Source organism: Bradyrhizobium archetypum (assembly GCF_013114835.1).
Lineage (GTDB): Bacteria > Pseudomonadota > Alphaproteobacteria > Rhizobiales > Xanthobacteraceae > Bradyrhizobium > Bradyrhizobium archetypum.
This window is the reverse complement of sequence record NZ_JAAVLW010000007.1, coordinates 133,590-155,526: the sequence shown is the minus strand read 5'-3', so window position 1 is coordinate 155,526 and position 21,937 is coordinate 133,590. Positions and strand designations below refer to the sequence as shown.

The following is a 21,937-nucleotide window of genomic DNA, read 5'->3' as shown; positions in this document are numbered from 1 at the left end:
CCTCGGCGAATGAACTTACAGCATTCCCATATCGAGCATGCCCGGCAACTGCGCGAGCGGCAGTGCCGCGGCGCCGACCAGCGTGGCGACCAACGCCGCAAGGCGATGGTTGCTGTGGCGCTTGCCGCGCATCTGGCTGGCAATCCATTCCAGCACCTTGGTGTCGATGTTGGCGGCTTTCGTCGGCGCCCAGCTCTCGATGTCGGTATCGGGCGACAGCGCAACCGTGCGCGGCGGCACCGGCAGGCCGGACTCGGAGGCGGCATGATGTGCAACCGCCTTGGCCAACAGATCGTCGAAACGTCCATCATCGGTACGCTCCGCCGCGGCGTCGCTGATCTCAAACAGCGCCTCGAGTTCGGCGCGGCTCACCGGCTGATGCTCGACCGCGCTCACGGTCAGGATGCGCGCGCACCAGGCGGCGTCGTCGGCATCGAGCGCACGGGAGAAATGGATACGGCCCTTGGTCGTGGGGCCCTCGCCGGTGATCACGCCATCGCGCACGATCGTGAGTGCATGGGCGGCGGTCTTGCGGCAGGATGGTTGAAGGGCGCCGGATGTCTCAGCGCCCATGGTACTTGGGATGGTACTTGGGACGGTACTTGGGGCAGACATAGTTGCACTTCTCAATTTCAATTCCAGTCCAGCATTTCCATACGGGGAATGAACGAGCGGTTAACGATTCGAAACCCGCATTCCGAGATTTTTACATGGTTGCCAATTGGTCGCTGTGACCTCCGTCACGGTTCAGATCAATGCACTGCCGGGTGCAAAGCGGCCCGGCGTGATGCGGGCGATAGACGGCGATATCGGGGCAGCGGCGGCAGAAAAGTGGAATGGCGATGAAAAGATCGCGATCAAACAAGCGGGGATGGTTGCAAGAACTGGCTTCCTCCGCCGAATTAGGGCGCTAATGGTTCTTTTCGTCGCAGAGGCGCCGACCAAAAGAAGATGCTAGGAGTTCCGGGCTCGCGGAAAAGGATCTCACCTTTTGCGCTAACCGGTTCACTTAGCCGCTTCAGACTCCTATAATCCTAAAAACAAATTTCCCTGTAACTTGAATAACATGAGGTGAAACCATGGCACTCCAGATTGGCGCAACCGCCCCCGATTTCGAAGCTGAGACCACCGAAGGGAAAATCAAATTCCACGATTGGATCGGCAATGGCTGGGCACTTTTGTTCTCGCATCCGAAGGATTTCACGCCGGTTTGCACCACCGAACTCGGCGCTCTCGCGAAATTGAAGCCGGAATTCGACAAACGCGGCGTCAAGCTGATGGGCTTGAGCGTCGATCCCGTCGACCGGCACGCGAAGTGGTCGGAGGACATCAAGGAGACGCAGGGTGCGGCGCCGAACTATCCGATGATCGGCGATACCGATTACAACGTCTCCAAGCTCTATGACATGCTGCCGGCCTCGACATCCGGGGATCCGCTGACGCGCACGCCCGCCGACAACCAGACCGTCCGCAACGTGTTCGTCATCGGTCCCGACAAGAAGATCAAGCTGGTGCTGGTCTATCCGATGACCACCGGCCGCAATTTCGCGGAAATCCTGCGCGCGATCGATTCCCTGCAGATGACCGCCAAGCATCGCGTCGCGACGCCGGCCGACTGGAAGCAGGGCGAAGACGTTATCATCGCCGGCTCCGTCAGCGACGACGAAGCGAAGACGATCTATCCGGCCGGCTGGAAGGCGCCGAAGCCCTACATCCGCATCGTGCCCCAGCCGAAGTGACCGCGCAGCGGTCATCCCGGAATGGTCCGAAGGACCTATCCGGGATCTCGATATTCCGGGTCTGGTGCTAACGCACCACCCCGGAATGACGATGCTGGAATGACCAAGCCGTAGAGCTACAAGGCCGTGCTCACGCGGCGCGGACGCGGTCGAGGAATTTCTCGACTTCGGCCTTCAGGTGCAGGCTCTCGCTCGAAAGATTCTGTGCGGAGGCAAACATCCGGCTGGATGTCTCGCCGGTTTCGTCGGCGCCCTGCGCGGCGTTGCGGATGTTGGCGGCGACGTCGGCAGTGCCACTGGCCGCGGCGCGCACGCTCTGGGCGATGTTCTGCGTCGCGCCGCGCTGCTGCTCGACTGCCGCCGAGATCGAGGTGGCGATATCGCTGATACGCTCGATGGTCTGGCCGATCGCCTTGATCGCGCTGACCGACTCTTCGGTCGCAAGCTGCATGCTACCGATCTGGCTGGAGATCTCCTCGGTCGCCTTCGCAGTTTGGCCGGCGAGGCTCTTGACTTCCTGCGCGACCACGGCAAAGCCGCGGCCGGCGTCGCCTGCCCGCGCCGCCTCGATGGTGGCGTTGAGCGCCAGGAGGTTGGTCTGCTCGGCAATAGAGGTGATCAGCTTCACCACGTCGCCGATCCGGGCGCCGGCTTCCGACAATTCGTTGATGCGCTGATCGGTGGCGGCGGCCTGCTTGACGGCATCGGCCGCGATCCCGTTCGATTCCTGCACGCGGCGGGTGATTTCGGCGATCGAGCTGGAGAGCTCGTCGGAGGCGGTCGCCGCCGTGCGGACATGTTCGGAGGCGGTCTCGGAGGCGCTGGCTGACTTGCCTGACAGGTTTGCGGTGGTCCGCGCGGTGTCGGTGAGCTGGCGCGCGACGCGCTCGAATTCGCTGGAGGAGGTCAGCACCTTGTCGAGGATGCCGCCGACGCTGGTCTGAAACTCGTCGACGAAGCCGCGCAGTTCGGCTTTGCGCTGCTCTGCGGCGGCGGCGGCAGCCGCCGTCTGTTCGTCGCGCAGACGCCGGCGCTCGAGCGAGTTGTTCTTGAAGACCGCGAGGGAGCGCGCAATCTCGCCGATTTCGTCCATCCGATCGTCGCAATCGATCTCGACGTCGGCGTTGCCGTTGGCGATTGCGGTGAGCGAGGCCGTGACCGACGTTAGCGGCTTGGTCACCCGGCGCACGATCAGCATGGTCAGGAGCATCACCACCAGCGCGGCGAAGCCGGCGGCGATCGCCATGTTCTGGATGGCATGCGACAGCATGCTCTCGTAGTGAGCCATGGGAATGCCGACATAGAGGAGCCCGATCACCTTTCCGGCCGGATTCACGATCGGATAGTAGGCCGTCATGAAGGTCTTACCGAACAGCGTCGCCGGTCCCCGATAGGCCTCACCGCGGCGCACCACCGCCTGCCCTGGATGGTCGGGAGCGAGCTGGGTGCCGACGGCGCGGTCGCCGTTTTCCTTCTTCACATTGGTGGTGCGGCGGACGAACTGGTTGCTCGCCTCGTCATAGACGAACAGGGTCGCGTTGCCGCCGGCATAGCCCACCGCGCGATCGACGATCGCGTGGTCCTTGAACTCAGGCATTTTGGCAATTTCGGCGCGGGCGACGGCCCCGTCCCGGATGGTGATTTTGGCGTCGCTGTAGGTTTCGGCAAACGCCAGCCCCAGCGTCCGGAGGTTGACCTCGATGTCCCGGAGCGCCCGGTCGCCGAACTCTGACGTCAGCGACCAATGAGCCGCGCCCACGACCAGCGCGGTATTTACCGCAATCAGAAAGATGGCGGAGATGACGGCCTTGGTGCCGAGCCGCAGCTTGAGCGCTGGCAGGAACTTTCCAACCGATCGCGTGGTCATGACGAGAAATCCCCCAAAATCGAGCCCAATCTGCCCCCTTTTGCTTACGATCGCCTTAATGGGCACAACCTGGGGAAACTACTGACAAGCTTCACGAAATTTATGCGTGCATGGACACTGAGTGCTCTACTTCAAACTGAGCGGCGGTTGACCAGGAATACCGCCGTGACGCACGCGGCGATGCCGGCGATCAAGACCGCGTCAAGCCGCTCACCGAACAAGCACATACGGCATCAGGCCGTCATAGCGGGGACCAGATAGAACAGGCTGGCCACGTCGCGGCGTGATGACTGCTACTTCTCCAGCCAGATCCCCACCAGCGCCACCAGCGAAACGATCGACAGGAATGCACTCATCGCCGTCAATATTCGCGCGTCGATGCGCGGCACGTCGGGCGCTGGCCGGGCCGCGCCCGAATGGATGAAGCGCCAGACGGCGGCGACGTAACAGAAGATACTGAAAACGATCAATGCGCTTCCGTTGACCAGGATGATCCAGGCCGGCATCAGACCGGTGAGCACGGTCTTGGCCCCTGCGCCGCTTGCGAGCGCAAACAGCCCGGTTCTGATCCAGGCACTATAGGTCCGCTCGGCGGCCAACGCGGTGCGGTTGGACGCGAGTTCAGTGCGGCGATCGGCGCTGTCCTCGATCCGGACCGAGCTCTCTTTCAGTTTCTTTGCACTGTCGGCAACTTTTGCGGTTTGGATGTCGACCGTCGTGGACGGGGCTTTCTTGCCCATGAATCACCATTGATCGAATCACCGTTGATGAAATTCGCATTCGCCGCGCCTGACGGAGCGCCAGGCCCGTCGTCTGGTGAAACCAATCGGAATGAACGCAATTGACCCCAGAAGGTTCGGAACCCGATGAAATTTGCGCAATCAGCGCGATGGGGATCAAGCAATGGCGGCGGGACGGCGGCTGCAAGTAACTTTGTTGGCCCTCGCCGCATGCCTGCTGGTGACTACCTTCGCTGGCGCAGCCGGCGAAAAATCCGCACGCCCGTCCGAATTCCTCCTGCTGGCCCAGATCGCGCTCCTGATCGTGGTAGGCCGTGGGCTCGGCGAACTGATGCAGCGGATCGGCCAGCCATCGGTGATGGGAGAATTGCTGGGCGGGCTGTTGCTGGGCCCCTCCCTGCTCGGATGGCTCTGGCCGGCTGCGCACACCGCAATCTTTCCACCCTCGCCGGAACAGAAAGCGCTGATCGAGGGCGTCGCGCAGTTCGGCATACTTCTGCTGTTGCTGCTGACCGGCATGGAAACGGATCTCAAGCTTGTCCGCAAGGTCGGCCGGGCCGCCGCCAGCATATCGATCGCGGGAATCGTGGTTCCATTCGTCTGCGGCTTCTCGCTCGGCCAGTTTCTGCCGCAGAGCCTGCTTCCGCATCCGGAGTCCCGCCTTGTGGCTTCACTATTTCTCGGCACCGCACTGTCGATTTCGTCGGTTAAGATCGTTGCGGTCGTGGTGCGCGAAATGAACTTCATGCGGCGCAATGTCGGCCAGATCATCGTTGCCACAGCAATAATCGACGACACCATCGGCTGGATCATCATCGCCATGATCTTCAGCCTGGCATCGCACGGCACGCTTGATGTTTTTTCCGTCAGCCAGGCCGTGCTCGGCACCCTCGCCTTCCTCGCGGTCAGTTTCACGATCGGCCGGCGACTGACGTTTCGCTTGATCCGCTGGGCCAACGACTATCTGGTCAGTTCGGCAGCGGTCATCACCGTGATCCTGTTGCTGATGAGCGTGTTGGCGATGATCACACACCTGATCGGCGTTCACACCGTGCTCGGCGCATTTGTTGCCGGCGTTCTGGTCGGGGAATCGCCCATACTTACCCGGCAAATCGACGAGCGGCTGCGTGGCTTGATCTCCAGCCTGTTCATGCCGGTGTTCTTCGGCCTGGCCGGCTTGAGCGCGGACCTGACCGTGCTCAGGGACCCCAACCTGCTGCTGCTGACGATCGCGCTGGTGCTGATTGCCAGCATCGGGAAATTCGGCGGCGCTTTCGTCGGCGGGGCGCTTGGCGGCCTTACCCGAAAGGAATCCTACGCGCTAGCGAGCGGCATGAATGCGCGCGGATCAACCGAGGTCATCATCGCGACCATCGGTCTTTCAATGGGCGTCCTCAGCCAAAACCTGTTTTCGATGATCGTGACGATGGCAATCCTCACGACAATGGCGATGCCGCCGATGCTTCGAGCCGCGCTTTCCCGCCTGCCGCTCGGGGATGACGAGAAAGCGCGGCTCGAGCGCGAGGAGTTCGAACAAAAGGGCTTTGTCACCAATCTCGAACGTCTGCTGCTGGCAGTGGACGAGAGCACGAACGCGAAATTCGCCGCTCATGTCGCCGGCCTTCTCGCGGGAGCGCGCGGACTGCCGATCACGATTCTGCATCTGGGTGCCCGGGCGCAACAGCAGGAAGGCAGGCGTGAGCATGCGGAGAGCCACGAGGCCGTCGTCAGGGAAGCGGCTACGGCAAGCGCGGAGGCCGATCAGACCAGCATGCACGACGTCGAGGTCACGACGCGCGCTCGGGCCGAGAAGACCACCGAAGCCGTTGTGGAAGAGGCGCGAAAGGGCTTCGATCTTCTCGTCGTCGGAATAGAGAACGTCCTGAGCAAGCACGGTTTCGACAAGAAGGTCGAAGACGCGACTTCAGGGTTCAGGGGGCCCATCGCGCTCGTTGCGGCAAAGGGTATCCACCTGAGGCAGCCCGCCAAGGCGGAATTCAAGATACTCGTTGCGGTTTCCGGCAGCGCGGTATCGCGGCGGGGCGCGGAGGTTGCGGTCGCACTGGCGCGCTTGAGCACGCATCCACTGAACGTGATTTATGTGTCCACGACACGGGACAAGGGCAGGCGCCGGAACAGCGCAAGCATGTCACTCGCCAATGAGGAGAGCATCCTGAAAGACGCCGCGGCGGCAGCGGCCCGTTATGATGTCGATGTGAACACAATGTTGCGCGCAAACGCGGCCCCTGAAGAGGCCATCCTTCAGGAAATCAGAACCAGCGGCGCCAACCTCGTCGTATTGGGTGTCGACCGGATCCAGGGGGATTTGCTGAACTTTGGCAGCGTCGCTGCCGCCGTGCTCCGCAAATCGAAGGTGTCGGTCTTGCTGATCGCGGATGGAGAGCCCAACCGGAAAGATTGACGCTGGTGCAGAATGCGCCGCGCCTCACCACTCTTCCGGACATGGATCGACGATCTTCCAAAGATCCTTGCCGTTCTTGATCTTCTTCATCTCGGTGGTGAGGCCGCCATTGCGGCGGATCCATTCCTTCACGGTGTCGGGATAGTAGGACATCAGGTCCGACGTCCCCTCCACACTCGTGACCTTGATGCCAAAAGTGAATGCCTTGTCGTAATAGGCCTGGTGGAAGCCGAGGCTCGCCTTCGGCGTGACGCAAATCTTGTTCATCGGCACGATGCCGAACACCAGTGTGCAGGCCGAGTTGCAGATGCCGTCGATGATGACCCGCTCCTTGCGCTCGCGGATGCGCTTGTATTTCGCTTTGTACTCCTCGACATAGCCGCCGTGATCGCGCGTGATGTGCAGATCCGCGCGTGCCGGGCTCGCGACCAGGACCGAGAGAGACAGCAGGGCGAGGAGCGTGATGCGCATGGGTCGATCGGGAATCGGGTAGCCTTTGTCGGACGCGGGGATGGATCGGCCCCTCGATTCGGGACCGGACAGAACTCTGGCCGGACTGTGTTGGGAATTCGTTAAGCATCCCTTGAGGCCAAAAATGGGCGCGCTAGGGTGGTTTTCCGCAGCTTTCCCCCTCGCCACTTCTGGAATCGGAGACCAATCGGCCAGAATGTAAGGGGGTGCGGGCTTCGACCGAATCAGAAGCTGAGCTTCTATCTTGTTGTTTTGACACGCTTTCTTCACGCGAATGGCTATCCATCCTGCTCGAAATCGCCGCAGTCTCAGTGGCACTTCCGGAGAATCGAAATGACCAAAACGAAGTTTTTCGTAGCCATGGCCCTCCTCTCCACCGCGGTCCTGGCCCCAAATCTGGCGGACGCCCGCCATAATCGGCACCTGCACAATTGGGGCCTGCCCTACCCGATCAGCTTCCTCCACAATTACGGTCCGGGCCTGCAGCCCGGCACGTTCGCGTACTACGACGGCCCCTCCACCGTCCTGTGCCGCCAGGGCGCGGCCGCCTATGTCGGCCAGGACCGCCGCCGGCATCCCTGCTACTAGGATCGAGCTGCTGGCTCTTTCGGACCAAGTCTGATACGAGCCAGCGCAAAGCGCTCGTAGCTCAGCTGGATAGAGCATCGGATTTCGATTCCGAGGGTCGGAGGTTCGAATCCTTCCGAGCGCGCCACTTCGACAGAGCACCCCACAGCCCTCATGAGCATCCGTTTCTGCGCTGCCGCTCCCTAATCAGCGCCGCACCAGGATACGGGCGAAGATGCCGCATCATTGATTGATACGCTAGCTTTTAACAACCGTATCATTCAACGCCGCGGGCGATCTCGGCGACTTGAGGTCGCCTCCAGGCAACCATCTTGAGGCGTTGGCGGGCGATCGCAGGGGGCAACATTCGATCAGGATCAACGACCAATTCCGGCTGTGCTTTGTTTGGACGGCCGAAGGCCCAGCGGAGGTCGAGATCGTGGATTACCATTAGAAGGGACGCGGCAATGACCAAGAAGCTCAAGCCCATGCATCCCGGCGAAGTGCTGCGTGAAGAATTTCTCGTTCCGCTCGTATCAGAGAGGGCGATGCGGCCGAAGAAGCACAAGACGACGGGATCGGATGATCTACACTTGTTACATGCCGCTTTATTCCGCCTCACAAGCCAAGTCCGATCAAGCGCCTGCCATTTCCTGCGCCCCGCCGAGCAGCGTGACATTGAGTCTGCCGCCAGTGAACAACATGTCATCCAGCGCTTCGCTGATGTCGCCGGATTGGACCGTCGAACCGCCATCCCGAAAAATGCTCGCTTGCGCGATCCGCCGCATCAATTCCTTGATGAACGCGGCGCTGACGCCCTTCGTGCGGTTCACGGTCTCATCAATGATGGCCCGATCCATCGGCAGGTCCTTGCCATAGAGCTGAACAAGCTTGCTGCGGCCGATGCCGTCAGGTAGCGGCACTTCGATCGCCTGGTCGATGCGTCCGGGCCGCCCGGCCAGCGCGCCTTCAAGCTGCTCCGGCCGGTTGGTCGTGAGGACGAACAGGATGTCGGAGTCTTCCTTCAGCCCGTCCATTTCGTTGAGCAGCATGTTGAGCAGCGGCTCTTCACACGATCCCATCTCTTCGCGATCGCGGGCGATGAGGTCGACGTCCTCGATCACCACCATCGTCGGCTGCAACAGGCGCGCCAGCTTCATATAGGCGCCGAGCAACCCGACCTGCTCGGCCGTGATGATCAACGTCGTATGTCCGGGCAAATTGGTCGCAAGGTAACGGATCGTGTGCGTCTTGCCGGTGCCCGGCGGGCCGTAAAGCAGGATGCCCTTGCGGGTCGATTGGCCCAGCTTGCGAAGTGCCGCGCGATTGCCGACAAAGCCCATGACGTTGCGATCGAGCAGCTTCAGCGTCTGTTCGGGCAAGATGACTTCCTCACGTCCGACTGCCGGCAGCCGGTGCACCGTGACCCCGCCCGACCGTCCGCGATAGTCGGACCCACCTTCGAGCGAGAGGATCTTGCCGCGATAGGAACGCGCAGCGTGCACCGCCTCTTCAAGCTCGGCGAACGAACGTTGCACCAGTGCGTCGCCGGCGGCGCCGGCCGGCACGGCGATCTCGATGCGTATCGCAGCCTCATGCTGGTATTCGCGATGAAACGAAAGCAGCACGGCGTAGCGGAGCTCACCGGCCTTGCACAGCCACAGTCCATTATGCAGGCATTTCACCGGCTGCGCTTCACCGATCTCGACGTCGTGGTACTGCGGCGGCGCAAGCGCGGGTGCGTTCCGGCCCTCCTTCATCAGGGCCGCAAATACCAGCGTCTCATAGCGATATTCCTCGTGAATGCCGAAGAAGTGCAGCGGCGAGGCGAGCAACTTGTCGACCGCGACCTGGACATCGGCGCGCATATGGCCGGGAAACTGCCGCGCTCTCGTCACCAGCTGGTTTCGCGGGATTCCGGCAAAGTGCCAGTCAAGCGCGAGCCAGGCGTATTTAAACTCGTCTCCAGGTACGGCGTCCGATGCGCGCCTGACGGCAAGCAGGCAGCTGTTGCAGAGGCACGCTGTCCTGCCAGCGAGCAGGATTTCACTGCCAGTCGCCGGTGCTCCGCAAAGATCGCATGCGCCTTTCGTGGTTGCGGTTTCGCTGGTGATCAGCAAACTATGACCGGCGGCGCTGATGCTTTGCCGTGCCGAATCCAGCAGCGCCTTGGCGACCGGGCCCGGATAGGGGCCGCAGGCCACCTTCTCTTTGTTCTCGATCAGCGCGGTGAAGGCGATCGCTTCCCGGTCCGATTTGCCGAAGATATTGCGAAGGAGCTGCCGGACGAATTCGACGGGCGTGGCGTCGTCATTATGAATGGAGAGCGTGATCGACCCGGTGTCGGTGCAATTGTCATGCATGAAAGGAAATACCTCGCACAGGCTGTCCAAAGAACAAAAAGAGAACATAGATGGTGAGCCGCGTCAAGCGAGTTGTTTCCGCGCCGCCTCATCCTTCCGGCTCTGCCGCCCCCAAATACTGGCTTGGCTCCATGCACTCCAGGACATCTTGCATGTCATATTCGCCGAGCGCGCCCGATAACCCAGAGCGCAGCGACCAACGCGCCGTGTGCGAACATTCACCACTATCGACACGGCCGACGTAGAGAAACCGCTCGTACCGGCTCCGAAACCACTTGAAGTGGATGCCGTCGTATTCGTTCGTTTGCTCGAACGCCAGAAGGAACGCCTGACCAGGCTCAATGAACGTTGCGACACTCGCGGAGCCGATCATTCGATCGAACCGGTCCAACGATAGTAATGACGTCTCACGGGCATTTGCATCGTTCACGCGAAGCAATGCGCTTCGTGGCGAACAGTGACGATGAAGGTCAAGAACCTCTGGAAGCAATTTGGCTCCCCCTGTTGGACACCGCAAGCACAGGGCAGCAGTCGCAAGCAGCACCGCAGCTAGCTTCGCCCTGTACAGCACGATGTCCGTCCTGACGGCGCCGTTATAAGACAAACGGCCCGATCAGGAACAGATCCAGATGATCGCAACCGCGATCGGGATTCCCAGACCAAGTGCGCCGAAAATCGCCGGGACGAATTCGGACAGCAGTTGGTGTCGTACGCCAGATGACGACATGACGTTTCTCCTTGGAGCCCCGCGAGGCCTGCTCGCCCCCAAGATGAACGATCAATCGCGCCTTCGGACTATGGTCCGTGGCGACTCTCTATAGTGGCCATGCTGGGGCGTTATGGTTAACAAGTGGTTAATCCGGGCAAACGAAGTTCGGCGGTGGCGTCTTGAGGACGCGCACCTTGTCGTGGATCGGGTGCAAGCGCTGCGCTTGCCGCTTCGATCGGAGTTCCGGAAGCACACCTTGCTATTGCGGGCGGTGTCTCCCGTCGCCGCTCACCATCCAGGAAGGGTGCCTGCTCGGCGCCCTCCCCTTTTAGCGGCGCCCGCGCCGATCAGAACGAGCAGCCGTAGGCCGTGAGCGACGCCTTCGTGGCGTCCAGGGTCTGCTTGCAGGTCGCTTCCATGGTCGCCTTCGCCGACGGATTCTTGGCCATGTCGACCCACGCCTTGCGGGTCTGGTCGATCTGCGTCTTGTACATCGCGCGCTGTGCCTCGGGGACCTTGGAGACGACGCAGGCGTCGTATTTGGTCAGGAAGTCGTCGCACGCGGCGATACCCGTGCTCTGCGCATGAGCCGTGGTGGCACCCGCGAGCAAGGCGATACCCGCAGCGAGTGACAGCACCTGTCGGCGGTTCGCGCTCGAGCCTGCCACGGCCTTCGATGTTGCTTGACGCATGATTTTTATTCCTCTGTAACAACTGAACAATTGATCGCCGGCAGACGCCACCATCGCCCATATTCCTCGATCGACTCGCAAAACGTCGCGCGCCGACAACCGGTCGGCGTTGCGGACGTTGAGCAATTCAAGCGTTGAACAGTTCGAGGCGAGACCGGGCACACCGTGCCGGCCACGAATAAATGTTCCGTCAATTTGGCGAGATTATGGGTGACAACACGGTGACGTTGTGATGGCCGCCTGCCGGCGACAGCCGGGCGTTATCCTGTCGCCGTGTTGCCGTTACGCCAGAGAGCTCAGGCCGTCGAAGTATCAATCGAGCGGCGTATCACCTTCCGCACCTCGGCATTGGATAGAAACAGGTCATGGTTGATGATGCCCCAGCCTGAATCGGACGCATCGATGACGCGCACGCCGAGCTGCTCGATAGTGGCCTTCTCGGCGGCGCCGACCCGCGTCATCCCGCCGGCCAATCGTCCAGACAACGCAAGCGCGCGATCATTCGTCGAAGCGACGACGGTGATCTTGCGGGTGAGCGGTCCGATATTCTGGGTCGCCGAAGAGAACACATCCATATCGATGTCCGGTGAGGCGAACACCACGGCCCCGATCTTGCCGGCAACGCTGTCGCCATATCGCGCATAGAGTTGACGCAGCCCTTCGAGAGTCAGCATGGTTCCCATGCTGTGCGCGACGATGTGAACGCGGCCGACGCTCGGCGAGGTGGCGAGGGAATACAGCACGCGCTCGAAGGCATCGCGGGAATACATCGCGCTGTCGCGGTCATAGGCGTAGTCGAACAGTCCCGCCTTGGACGGCCAGGAGAAGACCATCGTCTGGCCGCGGAATTTGATGCCATCGGCCAGATGCGCGGCATCGAGCGCCGCCGTCTCGAACGTCTGCTTGAAACCGTGAACGTAGATCAGGACGTCTGATCCGCCGCCGGCTTGCCCGAGAAGATCGCCGACCTCTCCTGACACCGGCTCGATCGCATCGAGACGCCAATCGCCAATCCCGGCTGCGGCGAGAGAAAAGCGGCTTTCATCGGGTGCCACGAGCTTTGCCCGCGCCACGGTCATCCTCGAAGCGCGCTCCGGACCAAACCAGGGCTTTGACCGCCCGCCGTTCACCGGCTTGCGCGTCGTCGCAACAAGCAATGTCGGCTCCGTCGAGAGCGACGAAGCATCGTAACGCGCGCCCGTCGCCGCCATGCTCGTGCATCCGCCGAGCACAAGCACGCTGGCCGAGGATGCAATACCGCGCAGGAACGCGCGACGGGACGCACAAGTCTCGTGTTGCAGTAGATCTCGTTCGATCACATAGGACCTTTGGGAACATTGCCCCGTCGCACCCGGCCGCACATCTCCCGATTAGGATGGCGAGAAAAGGGCGAGCCGATTGATGGCGCGCCTTGTTTGGGTGATGGCGCGCCTTGTTTTGGATGGTTCCGGTTCCGTCGCGATTCTGTGATCGAAAGCAGGTCTGACGAAACCATTCTACCGCGCCGCGAAACGCGCCGGAAACAGAGAGCCGCTACGGTCCCTGCCAACTGAACAGCGGGGTTAGATCATGTTTGTATCGGTCCTCAACCTCATCTACCGCGAGTTTCTCAAGCGTGCCCTTTCCGGCATGGCAATACAGGGAGGAAGGCTATGACCGAGGTCATAACGGCGCTCCTCGTCTTCGTGAGCATTGGCGTATTCCTTGCTCACGCATTCGACGCCTATCGGCTGCGCTAGTTCTGCCCGAACCGCGCCAACACGGTTATCCTTGCGGGTCAGCCAACGTCCTCAGGACCTCCGTGTCAGACCCATCCTGTGCGGCAACGAACGCGGTGGCGGCGGAGGGACTTTTTCGAAGGCTTCGCGATCGGGAAGCGGCTGAGATAATATGTCGCCGGCCCCGATCCGCCGCTGGCGGATTCGAATAGCCATTAAATCAATGGGTTAGACAGACGCTTTGGGATGGTGCTAGAGATCGCTGGCGCCGGCGGGATTTCGATTCCGAAGGTCCGGAGTTATCGTCCTCCAGGCGCGTTCGTCCCTAAACGGCTATTCGGGCATTTCCACATGAGAAAGATCATCCTGGCGCTGGCGGTGCTGTATCCGGCCGCAGCCTTTGCGCAAACAACGACCACGCCGGCCCCCCCCTGCGCCCCCGACGGTCGGCGGCAAGCCTCTGGTTCAAGTCGGATCGAAGAAGTCGGCGGGTAAGGAAGCTCCGGCCAAACCGTTGTCGGTCGCCCAGAAGTTGCAGGCCTGCCAGGATATCGACGATGCGACCAAGGAACGGCTGAACTGTTACGATGCCATTTATGCGCCGCAGCCCAAATCGAAGGCCGCGGCGGCGAAAAGCGTCAGCGATTGCCGCTACGTCAAGGAGGAAGATGAGCGGCTGACCTGCTTCAACGGCTTTGCGGACAAGATTCCGAAGCTGCCGCGCTAAATCAGGCGATACGCTTTACCAGGTCCAGTTCGGACTACTGCCGAAAAAGCCGAACTGCGACTGCTGCGCGACTCGGACTTGGGGCGGCTGCGCGAACTGCATCGGCGGTGCCGGACGGGTCCTGGCAATCTTGCGCTTGCGCTGAACCTGCGGCTCAGGCTTCTTTGCCTCCGCCGGGACAAACTGGGCATTTGTCTCGCGCACGCGGGCCTGGGCGGTGTCGGCGGGGACCGCAGCGGGCACGGGTGGCGCAGCTAGCGCCGCGACGGCCGGTGGCGGAACAATGGTCGGCAGGCTGGTGTCGTAGACCACCCGCTCCGGCAGTTTCTGGTCGGAACGAATGCGCACGACCGTCTTGTCGATCGAAGGAGCGGCTTGGCTGGCCACGACCGCCTGCTGCGGGGCGACGAGCGCGTCGATCGCCAACAACAGCGCGAGCAGCACACCACCGACGAACAGGAAATAGCGCGCTATGGGCATCGGTCTCGCTCCCCCCGCGCGAACGGCGCGCGGTTCAGTCGCCCAACGGGCGATATAACGATTAGTTCCCGCTCAACCGGCCAGGTTCAAAGACCGAGGTCACATTTTCGGGCGACGGAAGGTGAATTGGGCCGCACAGGGTTAAATGCGGCTGGCCGTTACTAGCGAACACTTCGCCTTATTTGCGTTGACGTTGACGAACCCGATCAGCATGCCGGCATAGCGCTTCCGGCTCTTCATGTTCACGGTATCGGGAATGATACGCCTGCGAGCGGTCAGATGGCTGCCGTCGCGGCGGGTGAAGGTGCAGGCGATCTCGATGTCCCTCACCGCATAATCGTTGGCATTGCGAAGCGTGAAGGTCACGAGTGCTTTTGAGCCGAGGCCGCCCCTGCGCCACGACTGCGAGACGATTTTCAGGCCGTCGAGCGGCGACCCTGCGGGCGCCACCGTTTCCGGCGGCGCGATCTCGAGAGGCGCGGCAGCAGTCGTCGCCGCCTGGTTGGCATGGGTGGACGCCGCCGACGTCGCCGGGCTCGACAGGGTCGCGGCCGTATCATCGGTACGCGGAGCATCTTGCGTGACGCGGCCCACTTCGGGGGGCGTCGCTGCGGAATGGCTCTCGGCATCGCTCGCTTGCGGGAGCATCAGCCACATGGCGCATCCAGCAACGGCGATGGCCGGCAGCACGGCGAGCCGTGCCTCGGGCTTTCCGAACGACCATCCGGCGGTTCTCATAGCCGCGCCCTCACCCCGCAGCACCGGCAACTGCCGTGCCGCGCATGAAAAAAGCCATACGAGCGTTTTTTCCCGTACGGCTTCTCACACGACCGCCGCTGTACGGATCCCGCCGCCCGTCAACAATCATCCAATGTACAAATGGTTTCATGCGACCTCGACAATATTGCGGCCACAGATCAAGACTTGCTGGATGGAATCGTGGATGCCTGGCGGCTAGATTGGCCGCAACTGGCTTGGACGCCGCAACAACAACGCTTGCAACAACAACAAGGGGAAGACCGAGATGCCGACCGCTGCTTGGGAAGTTACTTGGGACCATGTCCATTTGCGCAGTCCCGATCCCGAGGCGACCGCCGCATGGCTGGAAGACGTTCTCGGAGGCGAGATCATTCGTGGCCCAGGGCGGATCGACGTCAAGCTTGGCGGCGCCAATATATTCATCGCCCCCGTCACGACTGGCGATGGCGTCAACGAGCCGCCGGCGACGCCCTATCAGGGCCTCGACCACTTCGGACTGACGGTGAAGGACATCGACGCGGTCGCTGCCGAGATCAAGGCCAAGGGCGTCGAGTTCACGAAGGAGCCGACCACGATCCGGACCGGCGTCCGTATCTGCTTCATCCGCGGGCCGCAGGGCATTTCGATCGAGCTGCTCGAGCGCGACAAGAAGTACGCCTGACGCGCCGGTGACCGGGAAGCCGCAGCGTACTGGATACGCCGCTTTCGCGGAGCATGACAGTCATTGTCGGGCCAGCGCTCGCGCGCTACGTCATCGATCCCGGCATGAAGCAGCGGATGCTCAATCCCTGATAACCGCGCATCGGCCAGACCATGGTTCGCCCTGCCCGGTTCGGTTCGGTGATGACGGCGTCGTCGGGCACGTTATACCACTCGCCGTCGATGCGAACGCGGTAATGGCCGCCTTTGGATTCCCAGTCCACATCGCTGACGGCGCTGCCGTCCGCATCGGAACAGCATGGTCCCTTCCCGCTTCTCAGACTGTCGAACCACTGCTTCAACGGTGAATTGGCGTAACGGCCGTCGGGATCGCGGGCCTCACCGGGGCTGGCGGCCAGCGGTAGCAGCAGCAATATCCCGCCGATCATCAATGGCATTTTCCAGCGGCCTGCGCGATGAGGCCGCGTGCTTTCAGGATTGCTTTTCTTTGCGTATCGGCGCGCCACGTGGCCGCCGGAATTCATCCAGATGGTCACCTGTTTCTCGTGCTCCTGCACCCGCCGGCCGGTGCCAGGGAAAACTATGCATTTCGCGGGCCAACTCGATTCGGTCCGTGCGCGTCGTCCTCGCGTCACGTCGGAGTAGTACGCTTCCGGCTTGCTTCCTGCACGGGAACTGTCAGTCAACCTGACGCGTTGACGGTATCGGCCAGGCTTTGGCATAACTCCTTGACCGGCCTTCCGTGGGCGCGGCGGCCGGCATCTGGGGCGTCATGAAGAACGGGCTCTATTCGATTCACGTCACCCTGCTGGATGGGCGCATCGGCAAGGGCAGCGGCGTCATTATGTTCCGGGATGGCCAGATTCTCGGCGGCGATGCCTATCTGTTTTACACCGGCAGCTACACGGTGAAGGGCAATACCTTCAAGGGTGAGGTCCTGGTCCAGCGCCACACCACTCCGCGCGACAACGACAATCCGCTTTTCGGCGGACCAAGCCCGGTCGGCATTGGCGTATCCGGAACCTTCACCGACACCCGTGCCACAATGAATGGAACCGCGCTCGTCGGCAAAGCGAGCCAGATCTTCGGCGCCACGCTGCACAAGCTCGCGGACATCAACTAGCGGCTCCGAACGCGCCTACTCCGCAGCCTGTTCCAGCGGCGCCGTGCGCGGCAGGATCATCTGGATGCGCGTGCCGCCGCCCGGCTCTGAATCGAGGTCGAGCCGGCCGCCGAGCCGTGTCGTCACGATGCTGTAGACGATGTGCAGGCCGAGCCCGGTGCCGCCCTGATCGCGGCGCGTGGTGAAAAACGGATCGAAGGCACGGCGGCGGACGTCGAGGCTCATGCCGCAGCCGTTGTCGGAGAAAATGATCTCGACATTGTCCTTGCCGGACTCCCGCACCTGGATATCGACCGTGCCGGGCTTGCCGTCCGGGAACGCATGCGCCACCGAATTGAGGAACAGGTTGGTGAGCACCTGTCCATACGGCCCGGGGTAGCTGTTCATCATCAGGTTGGGCTGGCACTCGACGTTGAGCGTCAGATTGTGCTTGCGCAGTCCGGGCCGTAACGACATCACGACCTGCTCGGTGAGATCGCCAAGATCGAAGGTGCGCTGGTCCGAATAATTGCGGTCGGCGGCAACTTGCTTGAACGACTGGATCAATTCGGCGGCGCGGTTGAGGTTGGCGACGAGCTGCGACGACGCCGTGCGGCTGGTCTCGAGAAAATCGTTGAGGCTGGAGCGCCGCAGCTCGCCACGGGCGACCTCGGCTGCGAAGTTCGATGTCTTGCGCTCCAGCGCGGACGCGACCGTCAGGCTGATGCCGACGGGATTGTTGACCTCGTGCGCAACGCCCGCCACCAGCCGCCCCAGCGCGGCGAGCTTTTCGGCCTCGATCAGCGAATTCTGCGTCTCGCGCAAATTCCGCAGCGCCGCTTCCGCCGCATCCTTGGCCTTGCGCATCTCGGATTCGACGCGCTTGCGCTCGCCGATGTCGAGCGCAACGGTCACGATGTTCTCGATCTCGCCGGCGGCATCGAGGATCGGCAGCTTGTTGACCAGCCATTGCCGCATATGGCCGGACGCATCCCGGTATTCCTCTTCGTAGAAGCCGAGCTCCTTGCCAGCCGCCAGCACCCGCTTGTCGGGCTCATCGGTCTTTTCCGCACCATAGCGCGACATCAGCTCGGCCGTGGTGCGGCCGATCGCATCCCCAGGCTCGACGCCGAAAATACCGGCCATGTAACGGTTCATCAGGACGTAGCGCAGCTCCTTGTCCTTGACGTTGATCACCGCCGGCACGGTGTCGATCACCATTTGCAGCAGGCGACGGCCCTCGGCGATCGCATCCTCGGCACGCTTCTGGTCGGTGATGTCGCGCACCGTTCCCTCGTACCGGACGATGACGCCGGCCTCGTTGTGCACGGCGCTCGCGCTGTCGGAGAGCCACAATACCGAGCCGGTGCGCGTGCGAACCTGGTATTCGTATTCACGCACCATGCCGTCGCGCTGCATCAGCCGCTCATATTCCGCCCGCGCTTCGGGATGCACATAGACGCTGTCGGCGATGTCGCCGATCCCGTTGATCAGGTCCTGCGGCGTGGCATAGCCCATCATCCGCGCCAGCGCCGGGTTGGCGTTCAAAAGCGCGCCGCCGGGCGTCGTGACGTAAATTCCGTCGACCGAGGACTCGAACAGCTTGCGATAGCTTTCCTCGGCAAGCCGCTGTTCCGCGAGCGCGCGCACCGCCGCCTCGCGCGCGGTGTCGGCATCGACCAGCGTCTGCCGGAATACTTCGGCGGCACGCGCGATGTCGCCGATCTCGTTATCAACGTCGGTCGCCGGGATCGAAGCGCTTTTCTCGCCGCGGGCCACCGTGCGGATCGAAGCTGCGATCGCGGCAAGCGGACGCACGGTGCGGCGCACCACCAGCAGCGAGGCAAACAGCCCGATCAGGACGCCGGCAGTGCCGAGCACGATGCTCTGCCATTTCGCTTCGGACAGCGTTCTCGCGAAATCGCGGGAGAGAACGCGCCCTCGCCGCTCGCTGACGTCGCGCAACAATTCCGTCACGCGCTGGATCAGGCGGCCCTCTGCGCCAAGCACTTCCCTGTCGATGTCGGATATCTGCCGCTCGCGGATCGATATGTTGACGATCGCCAGCGCATAGTCGTCGACGATCGCGCGCAGCTTTGGGTCGCCGACCGTCATCGAGCGCATGCTTTCCGCGGCCTGCTCGGCAGCCGAAGGGTTATGCGCAAGCAGCGCCGAGGCGATGCGGCTCTGGGTCTGGGACAGGGCCATTGCAAGATGGGGATCGGACGCCTCGGCGATCGCGGTATCGAATTTCTCGCGCAAGGGCGGCAGCGTGACGATCATTTCGGCGCGGCGGTTGATCAGCGCCGAAATCCGCTCGATGCCGCTGCGATAGGTCGCCAGGCGCTCGGTGACGCCGTCGATCATGTCCTGCTGCTCGGGAGCGAGCTCCAGCCGTGTCTTCTTCAGGACCTCGCCGAGCGCGGTCGCGGCTTCGCCGACCTGGAGCGACTGGTTGCCGGGGTCGGTGACGAAATCCCGCGCCGCCAGCCGCAATTCGTTCATGCGGCGGTCGATATCCTCAGCCAGATCGCCGACGCTCTGCAGCCGCTGCAGCTCGGCAAAGGTCGCATCGATATGGCGGATGGCGATGACGCTGGCGGTCGAGGTGATGATGATCACCGCCAGCACCAGCATGAAACTGCCGAATGTCAGTTGGCCGATCGAAAGCGAGAACGATCGCGGCGGCGTCGAATTCGGCGGCGTTTCGGCGGTCGTTTCAGCGGTCATGTGGGTCGGGGCCGGGCTCCAATCGGGACCAGTATATACGACGGATTTTGGGCCGTTGGGAACATGTCGGGAACGATGGTAAAGCCAGGCCGAATCCGTCCCCGCGTCGCATATGCGGGGCTCGACCGAGCATTAACTTCGCGATCGGGCTTATCCGGCGCGGTCAGGCCCTCGCTCCGGCCGGCTTCGTCATCTCGGCAATACGACCCCGCAACAATGCTTCTATATGTATCGAACTTTGCTAGCCGACCGAGCCGACCTCGAACACCTCGCCGTCATAGCCGGCCTCGAGCGGAATGCGGAGCTGCCGGCCGCCATTGTTCCTCGTCATGATCGGCGTCACGGTGACCACGGATTTGCCACGGCTGTCGTCGAGCGCCGCTGTTACGCTTTGCTGCTTGCCGAGCTTGATCAGGTTGCGCGTGGTCGGGAACGGCAGCTTGAAGCGCCCGCTCTCACCGCCTTCCAGCGCCTCGCGCGGCGACACCCAGATCGAATCGGTGGATTCCTTTCCGTCATGGGCGCCGGCCTGCTCGGGTGGTGCGGCGGCGAGGAAGAACCAGGTGTCGAACCGCTTCGGCATGCCCTCCGGCGTGATCCAGTGCGCGTAAGGAACGAGTTCGTCGAGCGCCAGCACCATCCCGTTATCAGCCAGCACCTGCAGGAACGTGATCTTGCCGTCGCAGAGCTCGGCGCGATTGATAGCCTCGATCTCGCTGGCGCGCCTGGCGTCGACCAGGGCGCTCGACCCCTTGGGCCGCGCCAGAAGGATACCGCTTTCTTCAAAGGTTTCGCGGATCGCGGCGATGCGGAAGCTCAGCGCCGCCTCGTCGAGGCCCTCGCCGCCCGAATAGAGTTCGGATCGTGCGATGATCTCCTTGTCGCCCTTGTCGACGCTGCCGCCGGGAAACACCAGCGCGCCGGAATTAAAATCGATCTCATAATGGCGAACCATCATGAAGACCTCGATCTCGTTGGCGGCTGCGCTGTCGCGGAGCAGCAGGATCGTCGATGCGGGGCGCGGGGCGACGGCTTCGGCCATAACACTTCAACTCCTCAAGACCTCATCCTCGAGGAGCGGCCGATAGGCCGCGTCTCGAAGGATGATTGGCACGATCAGGGCCTCATGGTTCGAGACGGCGCTTCGCGCCTCCTCACCATGAGGTATTGTCAGCCTGCCGCGCTGGATTGCGGTTGCAGATTGGCGCGGCGGTCGACGCGCGCCACCCGCGACAGCAGGTAATCGACCTCCGCCCTCGCGGTCGCCGTGATGGTCGCGCCGGGCTTGCGCTGCGCGCTGGAGGAGATGATGCCGCGCTTCTGCAGCACGTATTTGCGCACCGACAGGCCGGCGCCGGGCTGCTGCTCGTAACGGATCAGCGGCAGATGCGCGTCGAACAGATCGTGAGCGGCGTCGCGCTTGCCGGCCTTCGACAGCTTGACGACATCGATCAAGAGTTCCGGGAAAGCGTAGCCCGTCATGGCGCCGTCAGCGCCGCGCTCCATCTCGAAATCGAGGAACAGGCCGCCATTGCCGACCAGAATCGAGAGCGGCCGCAGCGAGCCGTCCTTCTGGAAGTTGCGCAGCGTCGTGATCTTCTCCAGGCCCGGCCAGTCCTCGTGCTTGAGCATCACGCAGGACGGCGAATCCATCACGATCTTGCGGATCACGGCGGGCGTGAAGACGACGTTGAGCGTCAGCGGATAATCCTGCAGCACCCAGGGAATCTCGTCGCCGATCGCTTCCTGCGCCTGCTTGAAATAGCCTGTGATCTGGTCGTCGGTGCGCAAATGCGGCGGCGGCGCGATCATCACGCCGGCGGCACCGGCATCCATCGAGGCTCTTGCCAGCGAGCGCATCGAGGCGAAGCCCGGCGCCGAGACGCCGACGATGATCTGCATGTTCCTGGCGCGCTTGACGAAGCGAACGGCCACCTGCTCCGCCTCCGCCGCATCGAGCTTCGGTGCCTCGCCCAGAATGCCGAGCACGGTGACGCCGTCGCAGCCGACTTCGGCGTAGAAGTCTGTCAGCCGATCGATCGATTTCTCGTCGATCCGGCCGTCGTCGTGGAATGGCGTCGGCGCAATCGCAAAGGTGCCGGCGGCCTGGACGGTGAGTTTTGTCATTAAATGCCTCTATCCTTCTCCATCGTCATTCCGGGGCGATGCGAAGCTCGAACCCGGAATCTCG

At 62.4% G+C, this 21,937-nt stretch carries 19 protein-coding genes, 1 tRNA gene and 3 pseudogenes; 8 read left to right on the top strand and 15 right to left on the bottom strand.

Annotated features, from left to right (window positions below):
• Positions 1-15 precede the first annotated feature (15 nt).
• Positions 16-573: a hypothetical protein gene (locus tag HCN50_RS23580; protein WP_171712292.1), complete on the bottom strand. Its 558-nt coding sequence runs from the start codon at positions 571-573 to the stop codon at positions 16-18.
• A 506-nt stretch (positions 574-1,079) separates the two neighbouring features.
• Here HCN50_RS23580 and HCN50_RS23575 point away from each other — a divergent pair.
• Entirely contained in the window at positions 1,080-1,739 is a 660-nt protein-coding gene (locus HCN50_RS23575; RefSeq protein ID WP_171712291.1) for a peroxiredoxin, read from the top strand.
• A 130-nt stretch (positions 1,740-1,869) separates the two neighbouring features.
• Here the strand turns inward: HCN50_RS23575 and HCN50_RS23570 are convergent, their stop codons facing one another.
• The 3 genes and pseudogenes from HCN50_RS23570 to HCN50_RS23565 form a co-directional block, all read right to left on the bottom strand.
• Positions 1,870-3,606 carry a methyl-accepting chemotaxis protein gene (locus HCN50_RS23570; protein WP_171712290.1) on the bottom strand — a complete coding sequence of 579 codons (1,737 nt, stop codon included), beginning with the start codon at positions 3,604-3,606 and terminating at the stop codon, positions 1,870-1,872.
• Between the two features lie 131 nt (positions 3,607-3,737).
• Positions 3,738-3,881, bottom strand: a pseudogene (locus HCN50_RS34820) (EamA/RhaT family transporter); the annotation flags it as partial.
• An 18-nt stretch (positions 3,882-3,899) separates the two neighbouring features.
• On the bottom strand, positions 3,900-4,346 hold the full coding sequence (locus HCN50_RS23565; RefSeq protein WP_171712289.1) for a YidH family protein: 447 nt from the start codon (positions 4,344-4,346) through the stop codon (positions 3,900-3,902).
• A 163-nt stretch (positions 4,347-4,509) separates the two neighbouring features.
• Between HCN50_RS23565 and HCN50_RS23560 the strand changes: the two genes are divergently transcribed.
• On the top strand, positions 4,510-6,768 hold the full coding sequence (locus tag HCN50_RS23560) for a cation:proton antiporter domain-containing protein (protein ID WP_171712288.1): 2,259 nt from the start codon (positions 4,510-4,512) through the stop codon (positions 6,766-6,768).
• 24 nt (positions 6,769-6,792) lie between these two features.
• Here HCN50_RS23560 and HCN50_RS23555 read toward each other — a convergent pair whose 3' ends face one another.
• Complete coding sequence (locus HCN50_RS23555) at positions 6,793-7,239, bottom strand: hypothetical protein (RefSeq protein WP_171712287.1); 447 nt, start codon at positions 7,237-7,239, stop codon at positions 6,793-6,795.
• Positions 7,240-7,572: 333 nt separating this feature from the next.
• Between HCN50_RS23555 and HCN50_RS23550 the strand changes: the two genes are divergently transcribed.
• The 3 genes and pseudogenes from HCN50_RS23550 to HCN50_RS23540 all read left to right on the top strand — a co-directional run.
• Positions 7,573-7,827, top strand: coding sequence for a hypothetical protein (locus HCN50_RS23550; RefSeq protein ID WP_171712286.1), 255 nt, complete (start codon positions 7,573-7,575; stop codon positions 7,825-7,827).
• A gap of 50 nt (positions 7,828-7,877) precedes the next feature.
• A tRNA-Arg gene (locus HCN50_RS23545) sits at positions 7,878-7,954 on the top strand.
• A 135-nt stretch (positions 7,955-8,089) separates the two neighbouring features.
• Positions 8,090-8,260: pseudogene (locus HCN50_RS23540) on the top strand (type II toxin-antitoxin system RelE/ParE family toxin); the annotation flags it as partial.
• A 181-nt stretch (positions 8,261-8,441) separates the two neighbouring features.
• Here the strand turns inward: HCN50_RS23540 and HCN50_RS23535 are convergent.
• From HCN50_RS23535 to HCN50_RS23520, 4 genes are all read right to left on the bottom strand, one after another.
• Positions 8,442-10,169 (bottom strand): ATP-dependent Clp protease adaptor ClpS, encoded by a 1,728-nt coding sequence (locus HCN50_RS23535; RefSeq protein ID WP_171712284.1) that lies wholly within the window; start codon positions 10,167-10,169, stop codon positions 8,442-8,444.
• 88 nt (positions 10,170-10,257) lie between these two features.
• Positions 10,258-10,599 carry a hypothetical protein gene (locus HCN50_RS23530; RefSeq protein ID WP_171712283.1) on the bottom strand — a complete coding sequence of 114 codons (342 nt, stop codon included), beginning with the start codon at positions 10,597-10,599 and terminating at the stop codon, positions 10,258-10,260.
• Between the two features lie 626 nt (positions 10,600-11,225).
• Positions 11,226-11,570 carry a hypothetical protein gene (locus HCN50_RS23525; RefSeq protein WP_171712282.1) on the bottom strand — a complete coding sequence of 115 codons (345 nt, stop codon included), beginning with the start codon at positions 11,568-11,570 and terminating at the stop codon, positions 11,226-11,228.
• A 296-nt stretch (positions 11,571-11,866) separates the two neighbouring features.
• Positions 11,867-12,781, bottom strand: a complete 915-nt coding sequence (locus HCN50_RS23520) for an alpha/beta hydrolase (protein ID WP_235977183.1) — start codon at positions 12,779-12,781, stop codon at positions 11,867-11,869.
• Positions 12,782-13,639: 858 nt separating this feature from the next.
• Between HCN50_RS23520 and HCN50_RS23515 the strand changes: the two are divergent.
• Positions 13,640-14,015 (top strand): annotated as a pseudogene (locus HCN50_RS23515) (hypothetical protein).
• A 15-nt stretch (positions 14,016-14,030) separates the two neighbouring features.
• Here HCN50_RS23515 and HCN50_RS23510 read toward each other — a convergent pair.
• A complete protein-coding gene (locus tag HCN50_RS23510) occupies positions 14,031-14,495 on the bottom strand; it encodes a hypothetical protein (protein ID WP_171712280.1) in 465 nt (154 codons plus the stop codon).
• A gap of 141 nt (positions 14,496-14,636) precedes the next feature.
• Complete coding sequence (locus tag HCN50_RS23505) at positions 14,637-15,185, bottom strand: hypothetical protein (RefSeq protein ID WP_311968141.1); 549 nt, start codon at positions 15,183-15,185, stop codon at positions 14,637-14,639.
• 334 nt (positions 15,186-15,519) lie between these two features.
• On the opposite strand from HCN50_RS23505, the gene HCN50_RS23500 reads away from it, so the two are divergent.
• Positions 15,520-15,915, top strand: coding sequence for a VOC family protein (locus HCN50_RS23500; protein ID WP_171712278.1), 396 nt, complete (start codon positions 15,520-15,522; stop codon positions 15,913-15,915).
• Between the two features lie 85 nt (positions 15,916-16,000).
• Here the strand turns inward: HCN50_RS23500 and HCN50_RS23495 are convergent, their stop codons facing one another.
• The gene (locus tag HCN50_RS23495; protein WP_210265067.1) at positions 16,001-16,438 is read right to left on the bottom strand and encodes a hypothetical protein; all 438 of its coding nucleotides are present in this window, start codon (positions 16,436-16,438) and stop codon (positions 16,001-16,003) included.
• 248 nt (positions 16,439-16,686) lie between these two features.
• Here HCN50_RS23495 and HCN50_RS23490 point away from each other — a divergent pair, with 248 nt between their 5' ends.
• Positions 16,687-17,037, top strand: a complete 351-nt coding sequence (locus tag HCN50_RS23490; RefSeq protein ID WP_171712595.1) for a GrlR family regulatory protein — start codon at positions 16,687-16,689, stop codon at positions 17,035-17,037.
• A 15-nt stretch (positions 17,038-17,052) separates the two neighbouring features.
• Here the strand turns inward: HCN50_RS23490 and HCN50_RS23485 are convergent, their stop codons facing one another.
• The 3 genes from HCN50_RS23485 to HCN50_RS23475 form a co-directional block, all read right to left on the bottom strand.
• A complete protein-coding gene (locus tag HCN50_RS23485; RefSeq protein ID WP_376700318.1) occupies positions 17,053-19,653 on the bottom strand; it encodes a PAS domain S-box protein in 2,601 nt (866 codons plus the stop codon).
• Positions 19,654-19,987: 334 nt separating this feature from the next.
• Positions 19,988-20,788, bottom strand: a complete 801-nt coding sequence (locus tag HCN50_RS23480; protein WP_171712276.1) for an NUDIX hydrolase — start codon at positions 20,786-20,788, stop codon at positions 19,988-19,990.
• 128 nt (positions 20,789-20,916) lie between these two features.
• Complete coding sequence (locus HCN50_RS23475; protein WP_171712275.1) at positions 20,917-21,873, bottom strand: dihydrodipicolinate synthase family protein; 957 nt, start codon at positions 21,871-21,873, stop codon at positions 20,917-20,919.
• Between the last annotated feature and the right edge of the window lie 64 nt (positions 21,874-21,937).